We start from the raw sequence: 16,462 nt of genomic DNA on the forward strand, positions 1-16,462 counted from the left end.
GGCAGGAGTTTCTATTGGAATGTTATCTTGATAACAGCGCCACTACCAGAGTAAAAAAAGAAGTGGCTGACCTTACATATAAATTAATGACACAAGATTATGGAAATCCATCTTCAATGCATTTGATAGGCATGAAAGCGGAAAATTATGTCAAAGAGGCTAGAAATCAAATTGCAGCTACCCTAAAAGCCAAACCTTTGGAAATTATTTTTACTTCAGGAGGAACTGAGTCAAATAATCTGGCCATAATACAGGCTGCTTTTGCAAAAAAAAGAAGTGGAAATCACATTATTACTTCAAAAATTGAGCATCCTTCAGTTTCAAATACCATGAAGTATCTTGAAGAAAACGGTTTTGAGGTAACCTATCTTGATGTAGACAGTCAGGGCAAGGTATTGGCATCAGAACTTGAAAAGGCATTAAGGCCGGATACTATACTGGTTTCCATAATGCATGTTAATAATGAAATTGGCTCATTAATGCCAATAGATGAATTTGGAAAGATAATTAAAAATTATAATAAAAATATATTATTTCATGTTGATGCAATTCAAAGCTACGGTAAATATAATATAAGACCGGACAGAATGGGAATTGACCTTTTAAGTGTAAGTGGACATAAGATTCATGCCCCTAAGGGAAGTGGATTTTTATATAAAAATGAAAAAGTAAATTTTAAACCACTGATACATGGAGGAGGTCAGCAGGAAGGCTACCGCTCTGGAACGGAAAATGTACCGGCTATTGCAGGTTTAGGACTTGCTGCAAAGCTAATGTATGATAATTTGGATGAAAAAACAAGGAATATGAGAGAATTAAGAGCTTTTTTCATTGAGAATATGTCAGCTACAGAAGGCATAAGCATAAACGGACCCCTAAATAATGATGAAGCTGCACCTCATATTATCAGTGTAAGTTTTAAAGGAATGAGAAGTGAGGTTATGCTTCATGCTTTAGAAGAAAGGGGAATTTATGTATCCGCAGGTTCTGCCTGCTCTTCTAACAAGCCTGCAATCAGCAAAACTTTACTTGCCATAAATCTGGATAAAGACTTGCTGGATTCCACAGTCAGATACAGTCTAAATGGTGATAATAACAAAGAAGAAATAATTTATGCCATAGAAAATACCAAAGAAATATACGCAAAATACAAAAAATATATGAGACACTAAAAGCTATTTCAGTCAGGAGGAAAAATGAATTATAAAGCATTCTTGATAAAGTACGGTGAAATCGGAGTTAAGGGAAAAAACAGATATTTATTTGAAAATGCTCTTTTAAATCAGATTCGTTATGCTCTAGCTAAAGTAGATGGGGAATTTGAGGTAACAAAAGAACAAGGAAGAGTATATGTTGAAGTAATTGGAGAATATGATTATTTAGATACGGTTGATGCTCTAAAAAGGGTATTTGGAATCGCTGCAATCTGTCCCGTTGTACATGTTGAAGACAGTGGAAAAGAGGCTCTGTTTGAAGATGTAAAAAAATACATTAAAGAGACCTATGGCCAAAAAGAGCATACCTTTAAGGTAAATGTCAGACGAGCAAGAAAAGATTATCCCATAAAATCAATGGAATTAAATGCCATGATTGGTGAACAGATTTTAGAAGCTTTTGAAAATATGAAAGTAGATGTTCACAATCCTGAAATCATGTTAAACATAGAAATCAGAAAGAAAATATATATATATTCCGAAGAAATAAAGGGACCGGGTGGAATGCCTGTTGGAACAGCCGGAAAAGCAATGCTTTTATTATCCGGAGGTATTGACAGTCCTGTTGCAGGATATATGGTATCAAAAAGAGGTGTTGAAATTGATGCGGTTTATTTTCATGCTCCGCCTTATACCTCAGAAAGGGCAAAACAAAAGGTAGTAGACCTTGCCAGAGAAATCTCGGTTTATACAGGCCCTATTAAGCTTCATGTGGTTAATTTTACCGATATTCAATTATATATCTATGATCAGTGTCCACATGATGAGCTTACAATCATAATGAGACGCTATATGATGAAAATAGCTGAGCATTTTGCAAATGAAAACAAATGCCTGGGGCTGGTTACAGGAGAAAGCATAGGACAGGTTGCCAGTCAGACCATGTATTCTTTGGCATGTACTAATGAAGTATGTGAAATGCCGGTATATAGACCACTTATAGCTTTTGATAAGCAGGATATTGTTGATATTTCAGAAAAAATCGGTACTTATGAAACTTCAATTCTTCCTTTTGAGGACTGTTGTACGATTTTTGTGGCAAAACATCCTGTTACAAAACCAAGTTTAAAGGTAATAAAACGCTCTGAAGTTAAACTTGCAGAAAAGATAGATGAACTTATGAAAACAGCTATAGAAACAACAGAGGTTATAGAAGTAAAATAAAAAAGGCAGCCTCAAAAAAGGCTGCCATATTCTAAAAAGCTTTTAAATTCTATTGCACAATAAAATCATTAAGTTTTTCGATAATACTTGAACAATCACCATCCTGGTGGATATGCAGTTCAATAGGTTTTGAAAGATCAAGACTGAAAATTCCCATGATTGATTTAGCATCAATCACATAACGACCTGAAATAAGATCAAAGTCACAATCGAAAAAGGTTAATGTATTTACGAATTTTTTTACATCATCTATTGATTTAAGACTAACATTTACTGTTTGCATAATTTTCTCCTTTACTAAAAACAAAGTCACATTTGTTACCTGTACATAATACTTCTTTTAATTAAAAAATGTCAACATCAGTTATCATATTGATAGAAACAAACATAAGCTTATTATGTTTTTCGGATTATTTTCAGATGAAATAATAGTCACAATGAAACTTAAAGGAAAAATATAGTAGAAGATAGAATTTATGCATACACAATTTCTAAAGAAACTTTAAAACTTAAATCCCGAAATTATAATTATCACTTAAGAGGCTTTATTATATTACGATAGGAGAAAAACAATGAAAAAAGCTGCATTTCATAATCTTGGCTGCAAGGTAAATGCCTATGAAACAGATGCAATGTTAGAAAGCCTGAAAAATGACGGCTATGAGATAGTAGATTTTAATGAAGAAGCAGATATTTATATAATTAACACCTGTTCTGTTACAAATGTTGCTGATAAAAAGTCCAGACAAATGATTCACAGGGCAAAAAAGAAAAATCCCAATGCTCTTATTATTGCATGCGGCTGTTATGTTCAGACTTCAAAAGATGAAGTAATAAAAGACGGCACTGCCCATATAGTTATTGGTACAAATCACAAGAATAAAATTCTTGATTATATAAAAGATTATTACGATGGAGCAGAAAAGATAGTTAATATTGATGATATAAGTCATGAGCATCAATATGAAAAAATAACAGCTAATCAGGCAGGTGAAAACACCAGGGCATACATGAAAATTCAGGATGGCTGTAATCAGTTTTGCAGTTACTGCATTATTCCCTATGCAAGGGGAAGAGCCAGAAGCAGAAGCTTTGAAGATATATATGAAGAGGCAAAGGTATTGGCTTCAAAAAAATACAAAGAAATTGTTTTAACAGGAATACATCTTTCTTCCTACGGGAAGGATACGGGAGATACACTGTTACATGTTATTAAAGAACTGTCCTGTATTGAAGGTATAGAACGAATCAGATTAGGCTCTATAGAACCTGGGATTATCAGTGATGAATTTTTAGAAGAAGTATCAAAAATCAAAGAATTTTGTCCACATTTTCATATATCCATGCAAAGTGGATGTGACAGTGTCTTAAAGAGAATGAACAGACATTATACAGCTGATGAATATTATGAAAAATGCTGCAAAATCAGAAAATATTTTGAACATCCTGCCATAACAACAGATGTAATTGTGGGATTTCCTATGGAAAGTGAAGAAGAGTTTAATGAAACCTATGACTTTATAAAAAAGGTAGAGTTTTACGAAACTCATGTATTTAAGTATTCCAGAAGAAAAGGAACTAAAGCTGATAAAATGGAGGGACAGGTAAAAGAAGAAATAAAAAATGAAAGGAGTGATATACTTTTAAAGGAAAATGAGCTTAAAAGAAAGAAATTTATCGAATATTATCTTGATAAAGAAATAGAAGTTCTTTTTGAAGATACTATAGAAGTTGATGATAAAATTTATCAGCTTGGACATACAAAAGAGTATGTTAAGGCTGCGTTACTTTCTAAAGAAAATCTTTCAAATACAAGCAAGATAGGAAAAGCAAAGGGATTTTTACAAAATAATATATTGCTATTAGAGTAAATATGACGATACCTAATAAGAATCCCATTGAATTATTAACTCTATTATATTATATTAGAATAGAATAATAAGTGTGCGGATGCACTTAAAGAGGACGTATGAAAATGAAAGATAAAAACAATACACAATTTTTTGATGTATCAGTAGAGCAAACACGCTCTGTTAAATCTATTATAGAGGATGTTTATAAAGCACTTTCTGAGAAGGGATATAATCCGGTTAATCAGATAGTGGGATATATTATGTCCGGAGACCCTACCTATATTACTTCTTACAAAAATGCAAGAAGTCTTATTGTGAAGGTTGAAAGAGATGAACTTGTGGAAGAACTTTTAGCTGAATATATCAAAAATAATTCCTGGAAAGAAGAAAACTAGATGAGGATAATGGGACTTGATTATGGTTCAAAAACCGTTGGTGTGGCACTAAGTGATGAACTTCTTATCACAGCTTCGGCATTTGAAACCATTTCTAGAAAGTCAGAAAAGAAACTAAGACAGACTCTTGCCAGAATTGATGAAATTGTGGCTGAAAAAGAGGTTGGAAAAATTGTACTTGGATTCCCTAAGAATATGAACAATACAGAGGGAGAGCGTTGTGAAAAAACTCTGGAATTCAAAAATATGCTGGAAAAACGTACAGGACTTGAAGTAATATTATGCGATGAAAGACTGACTACTCTTCAGGCACAAAAGGTTTTGATGGATGAGTCGGTGCGACGGGAAAATCGTAAGCAATATGTTGATCAAATTGCAGCAGCCCTGATTTTACAGAATTACTTGGAAAATATTTCAAAATAATCGGAGGAAAGATGGAGAAAATAAAGTTTAAAATAGAAGGAAGCGAAGAATTTGATGAATTCTTTGTTTTGGCATCAACAGTCGTTGCAGGATGCACATATCTTCTGGTTACGGAAGATGAGGAAGGAGACAGCGATTGTTATATTTTATTGGAAAAAACTTCAGAAAACATGGATGAAATCGCCTATGAAATTGTTGAAGACGAGGTGACATTGGGATCTTTATCTAAGATTTTCGAAGAATTAATAGATGACATTAGTATAGAACAGTAGAAGTTAAATGTCTTAAAGGTACTTTGAAAGGAGTGAAATTTTATGTACCTAAATGGCATATTTGGCTTTGTTATGTTTTAAAAACTGGTATTTATTGGACGTGGTTTCACAAATATTCCCATACTTTGATATTGTTTAAATTACCTTTGCAGTAGTTTCATTAAGACTGTAACGGTTGAATTTAAAAATATCACAAGTATCCTGCAAATAAAAAAGTACGTAGAATTTGAAGTCATTTCTGTATAATTGCAGGCATTCAAATCAAGAAAAAAATTACAAAGTTATTTTGCCATTAGGTGTCAGATTGTGCCTTGAGACCATTATATTTTTTGGAGGTGCAGTTTTGAAGAATGTTAATAATTCAAAATTAAAGATAATTCCTTTAGGAGGAATGGAACTTATTGGAATGAATATTACTGCTTTTGAATTCGAAGACAGTATTATTGTTGTTGACTGCGGATTGGCATTTCCGGCAGAGGACATGTTTGGAATAGACCTGGTAATACCGGATGTGACTTATCTTAGAGATAATGCTGATAAGGTAAAAGGATTCGTTATAACCCACGGTCATGAGGATCATATCGGTGCTTTACCTTATGTTTTAAAAGATGTAGAGGCTGCTATATACGCTACCAAGCTTACAATGGGTATAATAGACAGTAAGTTAAAGGAACATAATCTTCAAAAGAAGATTCGCCGCAAAGTGGTAAAACACGGGCAGTCCATTAATCTTGGAAGTTTTAGAATAGAATTTATTAAAACAAACCATAGTATAGTTGATGCATCAGCTCTTGCCATATATTCTCCGGCAGGGATAATAGTCCACACAGGAGACTTTAAAGTGGATTATACACCGGTATTTGGAGATGCCATAGATTTACAAAGGTTTGGAGAAATTGGTAAAAAAGGAGTTTTGGCTTTAATGTGCGAAAGTACAAATGCCGAAAGACCGGGCTTTACCTTGTCAGAAAAAAGTGTTGGAAAAACATTAGATACAATCTTTGCAGAACATACAGAAAACAGAATAATTGTTGCAACTTTTGCCTCAAATGTTGACAGGGTTCAGCAGATTATAAATACATCCTACAGATTTGGGAGAAAAGTTGCCATTGAAGGAAGAAGTATGGTAAATGTAATATCCATAGCTTCAGATTTAGGATATCTTGATATTCCTGAAAATACCCTCATTGAAACAGAGCAGCTTGATAATTACCCATGCGAAAGAACGGTATTTATTACTACCGGAAGTCAGGGAGAATCCATGGCAGCTTTATCCAGAATGGCAGAGGGGACACATAAAAAAGTAAAAATAAGACCTAATGACACTGTTATATTAAGCTCAAATCCAATACCGGGAAATGAAAAATCAGTTTCAAAAATAATAAATGAATTGTTAGCTATGAAAGCTGAGGTTATTTATCATGATGCCCATGTTTCAGGTCATGCTTGCCAGGAAGAAATAAAACTGATTTATGCATTGGTGAAACCTAAATATGCAATTCCGATACATGGTGAATTTAAACACAGAACCGCCCAGGCTGAGCTTATTAAGGGACTTGGTTATGATAATGACCATATTTTTATGTTACAAACCGGAGATGTCCTAGAACTTAGTGAAGACAGCGAGGCAAAGATAGTTGGAAAAGTTCCTGCCGGAAGAGTGCTGGTAGACGGACTTGGTGTGGGAGATGTTGGAAATATTGTACTAAGGGACAGACAGCATCTTGCAGAAGACGGAATCATAATAGTGGTAATGACCTTAGAAAGAGGCAGTGCAAATGTTTTGTCAGGACCTGATATTGTTTCCAGGGGATTTGTGTATGTAAGAGAATCCGAAAGTCTTATGGATGGTGCCAGACTGGTAATATCCGAGGCTATTGAAAGGTGTCAGGAAAAAGGTACTTCTGATTGGAGTAGAATTAAAAGTGCTATAAAAGATGATTTAGGAGAATTTGTCTGGAAAGAAACAAAGAGAAACCCTATGATACTTCCGATTATTATGGAAGTTTAAATAGAGTTTATTAATTAAAACAGGCACTGGAAAGATATTTTGAAGGAAAGAAAAATGCTGGTAAACGAAAGGCTTATAGAGTACATAAACACGCTGGATAGTGAGAATTCAGAAATTTTAAATACAATTGAAAAAGAGGCATTAAGGGATAATGTCCCTATTGTCAGAAAAGATATGCAGGCCTTTTTAAAATTTGTTTTAGCCTTAAAGAAACCGGAAAAAATATTAGAAGCCGGTACTGCAATCGGATTTTCCTCAATTTTAATGGGAGAAAATTCAAAAAAAGACTGTCATATTACGACCATAGAAAATTATCAAAAAAGAATAAATATTGCAAAAGAAAACATCAAAAGAGCTGGAATGACAGAAAAAATCACCCTTTTAGAAGGGGATGCCTTAGAAGTAATGGAAAAACTTGATGATAAATATGATATGATATTTTTAGATGCATCAAAGGGGCAGTACATAAACCTGCTGCCCCAGGTGATGAGATTGTTAAAAAATGACGGAATTGTAATATCTGATAATATGTTTCAGGACGGAGATCTTATTGAATCAAGATTTGCCGTTAGAAGAAGAGATAGAACTATCCATAAAAGGATAAGAGATTATATTTATGAAATTACTCACAATGAATCGCTAAAAACCGTACTCTTACCTGTAGGAGACGGGGTTGCTTTTACAACAAGAGTGAGTAACTAGTCTAGGAGGATTATATTTTATGAAAATGCCGGAATTACTTGTACCTGCCAGCAGTTTAGAAGTATTAAAAACAGCAGTTGTATTTGGAGCAGACGCGGTATATATAGGTGGAGAAGCTTTTGGATTAAGAGCCATGGCTAAAAACTTTTCAAAAGAAGAAATGGCAGAAGGTATTGCCTTTGCTCATGAGAGAAATGTAAAAGTTTATGTAACAGCAAATATACTGGCACATAATTATGATCTGGAAGGTGTTGAAAAATATTTTAATGAATTAAAAGAAATAAAACCTGATGCTCTGATAATTTCAGATCCGGGTGTATTTTCCATAGCTAAAAGAGTTTGCCCTGAAATAGATGTTCACATTTCAACCCAGGCAAATAATACAAACTATGGAACCTTTAATTTCTGGCACAGCCTTGGTGCCAGAAGGGTAGTAAGTGCAAGGGAGCTTTCTTTGGAGGAATTAAAGGAAATAAGAGCAAATATTCCTGATGACCTTGAAATAGAAACCTTTATTCATGGTGCAATGTGTATATCCTATTCAGGAAGATGTCTTTTAAGTAATTTTCTTACGGGAAGAGATGCTAACAGAGGTGCCTGTACCCACCCTTGCAGATGGAAATATTCCATAATGGAAGAAACCAGACCGGGAGAGTATTTTCCTGTTTATGAAAATGAAAGAGGAACCTATATTTTTAATTCAAAGGATCTTTGTATGATTGAGCATATTCCGGAGCTTGTAGATGCGGGAATAGATAGTTTAAAGATAGAAGGAAGAATGAAAACAGCTCTTTATGTGGCTACTGTTGCAAGAACCTACAGAAAAGCTTTAGATGATTACAAAGAATCAAAAGAAAAATATCTTTCCAACATGGATTGGTATAAAGAGCAGATTGCAAGTTGCACCTACAGGCAGTTTACAACAGGATTTTTCTTTGGAAAACCTGACGAAACAGCCCAGATTTATGATAATAATACCTACATAAAAGGTTATACCTATTTAGGAATAGTAGAGCCGGCTCTTGACGGACTTATTTCCATTACCCAGAAGAATAAATTTTCAGTAGGGGAAGAGATAGAGATAATGAAACCTGATGGAGAAAACCTTCTTGCTAAGGTAATAGGCATCTATAATGATGAGGATGAGATGATGGAATCAGCTCCTCATCCACAGCAGCATTTAAGGGTAAGATTGTCAGAAATTGCAAATAAGTATGACATCTTACGGCGTAGGGAGTTAGAGGATGGACATTGAAGAAATAATCAAAAGTGCTGAAGAAAATAAGGCTTCAGATATTCATTTATCAGTTGGAACTGTACCTAGATTCAGAATTCACGGACAGTTAAAAGTGGTTTCAGATCACATAATTACACCACAGGATACAAAAAACATGGTATTAAAGCTCTTACCACCAGTTTCAAGAAAAGCTCTTGAAAGACGAGGTGATGTGGACTTTGCTACCACAATTCCCCAAGTAGGTCGTATCAGGGTAAATGTATTTATGCAAAGAGGATGTTACTCTCTTGCCATAAGACTTTTCCCCACAAAACTGCCAACCCCAAAAGCGTTGGGAATACCGGATTCAGTAGAAGAAGCCCTCCATAAAAAAAGGGGAATGTTTTTAATAACTGGCCCTACAGGTTCAGGAAAATCAACCACTTTAGCAGCTCTTATAAATGTAATCAATCAGACAGAAAGTCTTCATGTGATAACTATAGAAGACCCCATAGAGTTTTTGTATCATCATAATAAGGCTTTAATCAACCAAAGGGAGATAGGAATAGACACCCCATCCTTTGCCATGGGAATAAAGGCCGCTATGAGGGAAAATCCGGATGTTATTGTAATAAGTAACCTATATGACATAGAAAGCATAAATATGGCAATAGCGGCAGCAGATGCAGGTCATATGGTATTGTCCAGCCTTCCTACGGCAGGGGTAATAAATACCATAGAACATCTGGTGGATATTTTCCCTACCTATCAGCAGCAACAAATAAGGGTGCAGTTATCTAATGCCTTAAAAGCCGTGATTTCCCAGGAATTATTAAGGGAAGAGGATGAAAGTCTTAATCAGATAGCAGCTTTTGAAATATTATTCAATAATGCCGAAGTTGCAGAGGCTATCAGAGAGGATAAGCTGGCAGCTCTTGAGGACATAATGGAAAGAAACAAGAAAAACGGCATGCAAACCATGGATAACGCAATATATGACATGTATCTTAAAAGATATATAACGAAAGAAACACTGGTTAAATATTCAAAAAAACCAATTCCAATCTGAAAACAGAGAACACAAAGTGTTCCTTATTTTCATGGAAAAACCCAAATTATTTGTGAAATTTAGCAAATAAACACAATAAATTATTGACTAATCTTAACAAAGGCATTTATAATAAGCCTTATTGGATAAATCCATCTTTAAATTTCCCTAAAATCCGGGAAATTCTTTAGTAAAGCGGACATTCGGAATCCGCTTCGCTACTTCCTCATGAACGCAGTGGCACTTTGTGCCACTGCGTTCAAAAAAGCAATTCGCTTGAAGATCCATTTTTAACTATTAATTATTTACAAAACATGAAAGGAGTGTTTGACTATTTTTACAATAGTAAAATCAGCAGTAATTGAAGGAATTGACAGTAAACTTGTTTCAGTGGAAACAGATGTAAGTAACGGTATTCCCTATTTTGAAATGGTAGGAGACCTGGCTCATAATGTAAAAGAGGCCAAGGAAAGGGTAAAAACAGCAATAAAAAATTCCGGGTTTCAGTTTCCACCAAAACATATAATAATAAATATTGCTCCGGCGGATATAAAAAAGAAGGGAACAGTATTTGAGCTTCCTATAGCTTTAGGAATACTGGCAGGACTTGGTTATGTAGATAATTCTGCTTTAAATGACAGACTTTTTGTGGGAGAAATGAGTTTAGATGGGAAAATTAACCCGGTAAACGGAGTTTTAGCAATGGTATATGATGCCAGAAAGCAGGGAATCAAGGAAGTTATTCTTCCCAGAAAAAACGCCTTTGAAGGGGCTGTTATTGAAGGAATAAAGATAATAGGAGTAGATGATTTAAGGCAGACTATAGATTATTTAAATGGAAAAATTCATATAAAAGAAGAAAACCTTGATATAGATAGTTATATAAAAAATAATGAGAAAATTGTGGAAGATTTTTCCCAAATCAATGGCCAGGAAAGCTTAAAAAGAGCCATAGAAGTGGCAGTGGCAGGCTTTCATAATATTTTAATGATAGGACCGCCGGGAGCAGGAAAAACCATGGCTGCAAAAAGAATACCTACCATTATGCCTCCCCTTTCCAAGGAGGAAATTCTTGAAATTTCTAAAATCTACAGCATCGCAGGAAGTCTACCTGATAATTCCCCATTAATAACTAAAAGACCCTTCAGACAACCTCACCATACCGTAACAAAAAATGCTTTAACAGGAGGAGGCAGAAGACCCATTCCGGGAGAAATCAGCCTTGCTCATAAGGGAGTATTGTTTTTAGATGAAATTCCTGAGTTTAACAGGGATACATTAGATATTTTAAGACAGCCATTAGAAGAAAAGAGAATAGTAATCAACAGGGTATACAGTAGTTGTATTTATCCGGCGGATTTTATGATGGTGGCAGCCGCAAATCCTTGTAAGTGTGGTAATTTTCCAGATATGGATAAATGTACCTGTACAAGAAAAGAAATTTTAAATTACTTAAAAAGTATCAGTGGGCCCCTTTTAGACAGGATAGATATATGTGTAGAAGCATCAAAAGTAAGCTATGATGAAATTTTTAATCTAAAGGAAAATGAAAGTTCCAAAATTATTTGCGAAAGAGTAATGAAGGCCTTGGATATCCAAAAAGAAAGGTTAAAAGCCTGTGGTAAAAAATACAATTCTTCTTTAAATGCCGGTGAAATAAAGGAATTTTGCCGACTGGGAGAAGAGGAAATGAACTACATGAAAAAAGTATTTGAAACTTTGGAATTAAGCGTTCGTTCCTATCATAAAATATTAAAAACAGCAAGAACCATAGCTGACCTTGATGAAAGTAAAGACATAAAAAAGATACACTTAAGCGAGGCTGTCTGTTACAGAAGTATTGATAAAAAATACTGGAAAAGTCAGTGGGGAATGTAAATGGAAAAAGAAAATAAATACAGATACTGGCTGGCTACAATTGAAGGCCTTGGGACAAAAAGATATGACACCCTGATAAAAAAATTCGGAAGCGAAGAAGAAATATATAAGGCTAAAAAAGAAGAATTAATGGAAGTAAAGGGAATTGGAGAAAAATTATCAACAATAATAATAAAAGACAAAGAAGAAAGAAATCTTGAAAAAGAAATCTCTTATATAGAAGAAAAAAACATAAAGGTGTATTTTAAAGATAAAGAAGGATACCCCCAAAGGCTTTCAGGTTTGGAAAACATGCCGAAAATTTTGTTTGTAAGGGGAGAACTTCCAAAAGAAAAAATCCCTTCTGTGGCAATAGTAGGTGCAAGAATGTGCTCTCCTTATGGAAAAACCATGGCAAATCAATGTGGAAGGATATTTGCCCATTATGGTATAAATGTCATAAGCGGCATGGCGATGGGAATTGATGGCAGTGCTCATCTAGGGGCTTTAAATAAAGGAGGAAAATCCTTTGGGATATTAGGCTGTGGAGTTGATGTTTGTTATCCTAGAGAAAACTTTAATCTTTATAGAAAAATGTGTACGGGACAGGGAGGAATAATAAGCAGCTTCCTCCCTAAAAGCCAGCCTAAAGCCTGTAATTTTCCCATTAGAAATGCTTATATAAGCGGCCTTTGTGACCTTCTTATAGTAGTTGAAGCAAAGAAAAAAAGCGGTTCACTTATAACAGCAGAATTTGCAATCGCCCAAGGTAAAGATATATATGCATTTCCCGGCAGGATAACCGATAACTTAAGTGGTGGATGTAATAAACTTATAGAAGATGGTGCAGGCATTATTACAGGAGAAGAAGATATTGAAGAACTGGCAAAACATTTGCTGGAACTAAAAAAAATAAAACTTGGAGGAGATATCAGTTCACTTATCAAATTGACAGATAAAAAAGCATTAAATGAAGTAAAGCTTGAAAAAAAAGAATTGTTGGTGTATAGTTGTTTAAGTTTACAGCCTAAATATTTAGAAGAAATATTTAGAGAGGTCGATTTGAGAAATAGTGAGATAATAAGTATATTAATGGATTTAATTATAGAAGGACTGGTCTGGGAACCGGTAAAAAACTATTATGCCTGTTATTAGATAATTGATTTCAGGCAAAAATTGGAGGAATAATAATGGCTAAATATTTAGTTATTGTGGAATCCCCGGCTAAAGTAAAAACTATTAAGAAGTTTTTGGGGAAAAATTATGAAGTTGAGGCTTCAAACGGACATGTGAGAGATTTGCCTAAAAGTCGTATGGGGATAGACATAGAAAATGATTATGAGCCTAAATATATAACTATCAGAGGAAAGGGAGATATACTTGCAAAGCTTAGACGCCAGGCCAAAAAGGCAGATAAAGTCTACCTTGCAACTGACCCCGACCGTGAAGGAGAGGCGATTTCCTGGCATTTAAACGCAGCCTTGAATCTTGAAGAAAAAAAGGCTTCACGAATTACATTTAATGAAATTACAAAAAATGCAGTTAAAGAATCTCTTAAACACTCAAGAGATATAGATATGAATCTTGTAGATGCCCAACAGGCAAGAAGAATTTTAGACAGAATGGTGGGATATCGTATAAGTCCTCTTTTATGGAGTAAGGTAAAAAGAGGTCTTAGTGCAGGAAGAGTTCAATCAGTAGCATTAAGAATAATCTGTGACAGAGAGGAAGAAATAAATGCATTTATTCCAAAAGAATATTGGACTTTAGAGACAAATTTAAAAATACCTGGTGAAAAAAAGCCCTTAAATGCCAAATTTTACGGAACAAAAGAAAAAAAGCTGGAAATTGAATCAAAAGAAGAAATGGACAGGATTCTTTCAGACTTAGAGGGTAAAGAATACAAAATATCTGAAATAAAAAAGGGAGAAAGAAGTAAAAAACCTCCACTTCCTTTTACCACCTCAACTCTTCAGCAGGAAGCCTCTAAAGCTTTGAATTTTTCAACTTCAAAGACCATGCGTTTAGCTCAACAGTTATATGAAGGTGTTGAAATAAAAGGAAGCGGAACGGTAGCTCTTATAACATATCTTAGAACAGATTCCGTAAGAGTATCAGAGGATGCCGCAAAAGCTTCCGAAGAATATATAATGCATAATTATGGCGAACAATATGTTGCAAAAAACATAGATGTTTCAGCAAAAAAAGGCAGTAATGTTCAGGATGCCCATGAAGCAATAAGACCTACAGATGTTTCCAGAAATCCTGTTATCGTAAAGGATTCACTGCCTAGAGATTTATTTAGATTATATCAGCTGATATGGCAGCGTTTTATGGCAAGTCGTATGACAGCTGCAAAATATGAAACTACATCAGTAAAAATCACCGCAGGAGATTATTTATTTACTGTTGCAGCTTCAAAGATAACTTTTGATGGATTTATGTCCGTTTATACCGATTCCGATACCAAAAAACCGGAGTCAAATGTACTTTTAAGGAGTCTTTCAAAGGACACAAAACTGGAATTTGATGAACACTTAACAGAACAGCATTTTACCAAACCGCCAGCTCACTTTACAGAAGCCTCTCTGGTAAAAGCCCTTGAGGAACTGGGGATTGGAAGACCGAGTACATATGCACCGACCATTACCACTATTATAGCCCGTCGCTATGTAGCTAAGGAAAATAAAAACCTCTATAGCACAGAGCTTGGAGAAGTGGTTAATGATATAATGAAAAAAGAATTTGCCAGCATTGTAGATGAAAACTTTACAGCAAATGTAGAAATGCTTCTTGATATGGTGGCTGAGGGAAAAGTTAACTGGAAAACTGTTATAAGAAACTTCTATCCGGATTTGGATGAAGCGGTAAATAAGGCAGAAGCAGAGCTTGAGAAAATAGAAATAAAAGATGAAGTAAGTGATGTTATCTGTGAAAATTGTGGAAGAAACATGGTTATCAAGTATGGTCCTCACGGCAAATTTCTGGCTTGCCCGGGATTTCCTGACTGTAGAAATACAAAACCATACTATGAAAAGACGGGAGTTCCTTGTCCAAAATGCGCAGCAGAAATTGTAATAAAAAAGACCAAAAAAGGCCGTAAATTTTATGCTTGTGAAAAAGGACCGGACTGCGATTTCATGTCCTGGCAAAAACCATCCAAAGAAAAATGTCCGAATTGTGGCGGAGCCATGGTTGAAAAAGGTTCCAAGCTGGCATGCCTGGATGAAAAATGTGGATTTGTCAGAGAAAATACCGACAAACAAGAGTAATTGTATAAAAAGATATAATTTTGAAAAATAATATCAGAATATTATAAAATGTTTATACAATTTAGAAAAAATGCCTTGTTTCCATCATATTTTTGTGCTAGTATGATACTGTTTATAAGAAAATATATTGAAAGAAAGGGGCTAACCTGAAATGAACGCAAATATTCAGCTATTGGATAAAACCAGGAAGATTAATAATTTATTACACAACAGTAACACTTCAAAAGTTGTATTTAATGACATTTGTGCTGTATTAGCTGATATTCTTGAGTCAAATATTCTCGTTATCAGCAAAAAGGGTAAGGTATTAGGAGTTAGCGTCAGAGAAGACATTGAAGAAATTGAAGAACTAATTCAGTATCAGGTAGGCGGATTTATTGATCAGCTTTTAAATGAAAGATTGTTAGGAGTTCTTTCTACTAAAGAAAATGTTAATCTTGAAACATTGGGATTTGATGGCGATAGTATAATGAAAGCCAAAGCCACAGTTGTTCCTATTTATATTGCAGGTGAAAGACTGGGAACCTTATTTGTATACAAAAATGATTCACAATATGAAATTGAAGATATTATAGTATGTGAATACGGTACTACTGTTGTAGGTCTTGAAATGATGAGATCAGTAAATGAGGAATTTGCAGAAGAATCCAGAAAAGTTCAAATTGTTAAATCAGCTATCTCAACATTATCTTATTCAGAAATTGAAGCAATTATTCATATTTTTGATGAAATGGATGGAAGAGAGGGAATACTGGTAGCCAGCAAGATTGCAGACAGAGTCGGAATTACTCGCTCGGTTATTGTTAATGCACTTAGAAAATTTGAAAGTGCAGGCGTCATTGAATCAAGATCTTCAGGTATGAAGGGTACTTACATTAAAGTCTTAAATGATGTTGTTTTTGACGAATTGAATAAAATTAAAGAAGAGAATGAAAAGACTAAATAAATAGATTTAATTATTTGTTAAATACTTAATATATTTATAAATTTGCCGATTATCTATGTAGAAATACATCCTTATACAAAAGAACGTAG

The 16,462-nt window shown here is 34.5% G+C and carries 15 protein-coding genes; 14 read left to right on the forward strand and 1 reads right to left on the reverse strand.

Annotated features, from left to right (window positions below; genetic code table 11):
* Nucleotides 1–14: 14 nt before the first annotated feature.
* Complete coding sequence (locus tag BM153_RS09970; RefSeq protein ID WP_092873291.1) at nt 15–1,172, forward strand: cysteine desulfurase family protein; 1,158 nt, start codon at nt 15–17, stop codon at nt 1,170–1,172.
* Nucleotides 1,173–1,196: 24 nt separating this feature from the next.
* Entirely contained in the window at nt 1,197–2,378 is a 1,182-nt protein-coding gene (gene thiI / locus BM153_RS09975) for a tRNA uracil 4-sulfurtransferase ThiI (RefSeq protein WP_092873293.1), read from the forward strand.
* A 49-nt stretch (nt 2,379–2,427) separates the two neighbouring features.
* On the opposite strand, the gene BM153_RS09980 is transcribed toward thiI, so the two are convergent.
* Nucleotides 2,428–2,661 carry an HPr family phosphocarrier protein gene (locus BM153_RS09980; RefSeq protein ID WP_092873295.1) on the reverse strand — a complete coding sequence of 78 codons (234 nt, stop codon included), beginning with the start codon at nt 2,659–2,661 and terminating at the stop codon, nt 2,428–2,430.
* 289 nt (nt 2,662–2,950) lie between these two features.
* Between BM153_RS09980 and mtaB the strand changes: the two genes are divergently transcribed.
* The 12 genes from mtaB (at nt 2,951) to codY (ending at nt 16,373) form a co-directional block, all read left to right on the forward strand.
* Nucleotides 2,951–4,249, forward strand: coding sequence for a tRNA (N(6)-L-threonylcarbamoyladenosine(37)-C(2))-methylthiotransferase MtaB (gene mtaB / locus BM153_RS09985; RefSeq protein WP_092873297.1), 1,299 nt, complete (start codon nt 2,951–2,953; stop codon nt 4,247–4,249).
* Between the two features lie 104 nt (nt 4,250–4,353).
* Nucleotides 4,354–4,626: an IreB family regulatory phosphoprotein gene (locus tag BM153_RS09990; RefSeq protein ID WP_092873299.1), complete on the forward strand. Its 273-nt coding sequence runs from the start codon at nt 4,354–4,356 to the stop codon at nt 4,624–4,626.
* On the forward strand, nt 4,627–5,049 hold the full coding sequence (ruvX, locus tag BM153_RS09995; protein WP_092873301.1) for a Holliday junction resolvase RuvX: 423 nt from the start codon (nt 4,627–4,629) through the stop codon (nt 5,047–5,049).
* Nucleotides 5,050–5,060: 11 nt separating this feature from the next.
* Nucleotides 5,061–5,321, forward strand: coding sequence for a DUF1292 domain-containing protein (locus BM153_RS10000; RefSeq protein WP_092873303.1), 261 nt, complete (start codon nt 5,061–5,063; stop codon nt 5,319–5,321).
* Nucleotides 5,322–5,664: 343 nt separating this feature from the next.
* Nucleotides 5,665–7,332, forward strand: coding sequence for a ribonuclease J (locus BM153_RS10005; RefSeq protein WP_092873305.1), 1,668 nt, complete (start codon nt 5,665–5,667; stop codon nt 7,330–7,332).
* Nucleotides 7,333–7,386: 54 nt separating this feature from the next.
* A complete protein-coding gene (locus tag BM153_RS10010; protein ID WP_092873307.1) occupies nt 7,387–8,034 on the forward strand; it encodes an O-methyltransferase in 648 nt (215 codons plus the stop codon).
* Nucleotides 8,035–8,053: 19 nt separating this feature from the next.
* The gene (locus BM153_RS10015) at nt 8,054–9,289 is read left to right on the forward strand and encodes a peptidase U32 family protein (RefSeq protein ID WP_092873309.1); all 1,236 of its coding nucleotides are present in this window, start codon (nt 8,054–8,056) and stop codon (nt 9,287–9,289) included.
* Entirely contained in the window at nt 9,279–10,319 is a 1,041-nt protein-coding gene (locus BM153_RS10020) for a type IV pilus twitching motility protein PilT (protein ID WP_092873311.1), read from the forward strand. The genes BM153_RS10015 and BM153_RS10020 overlap by 11 nt, the downstream gene beginning before the upstream one ends.
* Before the next feature lie 306 nt (nt 10,320–10,625).
* On the forward strand, nt 10,626–12,176 hold the full coding sequence (locus tag BM153_RS10025; RefSeq protein ID WP_330392065.1) for a YifB family Mg chelatase-like AAA ATPase: 1,551 nt from the start codon (nt 10,626–10,628) through the stop codon (nt 12,174–12,176).
* Nucleotides 12,177–13,310 (forward strand): DNA-processing protein DprA, encoded by a 1,134-nt coding sequence (dprA, locus tag BM153_RS10030; protein ID WP_092873313.1) that lies wholly within the window; start codon nt 12,177–12,179, stop codon nt 13,308–13,310. It begins immediately after the preceding gene.
* A gap of 35 nt (nt 13,311–13,345) precedes the next feature.
* Nucleotides 13,346–15,427 carry a type I DNA topoisomerase gene (gene topA, locus BM153_RS10035; protein WP_092873315.1) on the forward strand — a complete coding sequence of 694 codons (2,082 nt, stop codon included), beginning with the start codon at nt 13,346–13,348 and terminating at the stop codon, nt 15,425–15,427.
* A gap of 151 nt (nt 15,428–15,578) precedes the next feature.
* The gene (gene codY, locus BM153_RS10040) at nt 15,579–16,373 is read left to right on the forward strand and encodes a GTP-sensing pleiotropic transcriptional regulator CodY (RefSeq protein ID WP_092873317.1); all 795 of its coding nucleotides are present in this window, start codon (nt 15,579–15,581) and stop codon (nt 16,371–16,373) included.
* Nucleotides 16,374–16,462: the final 89 nt, after the last annotated feature.

The organism is Acetitomaculum ruminis DSM 5522, assembly GCF_900112085.1.
In the GTDB taxonomy this organism is placed as follows: Bacteria; Bacillota; Clostridia; order Lachnospirales; family Lachnospiraceae; genus Acetitomaculum; species Acetitomaculum ruminis.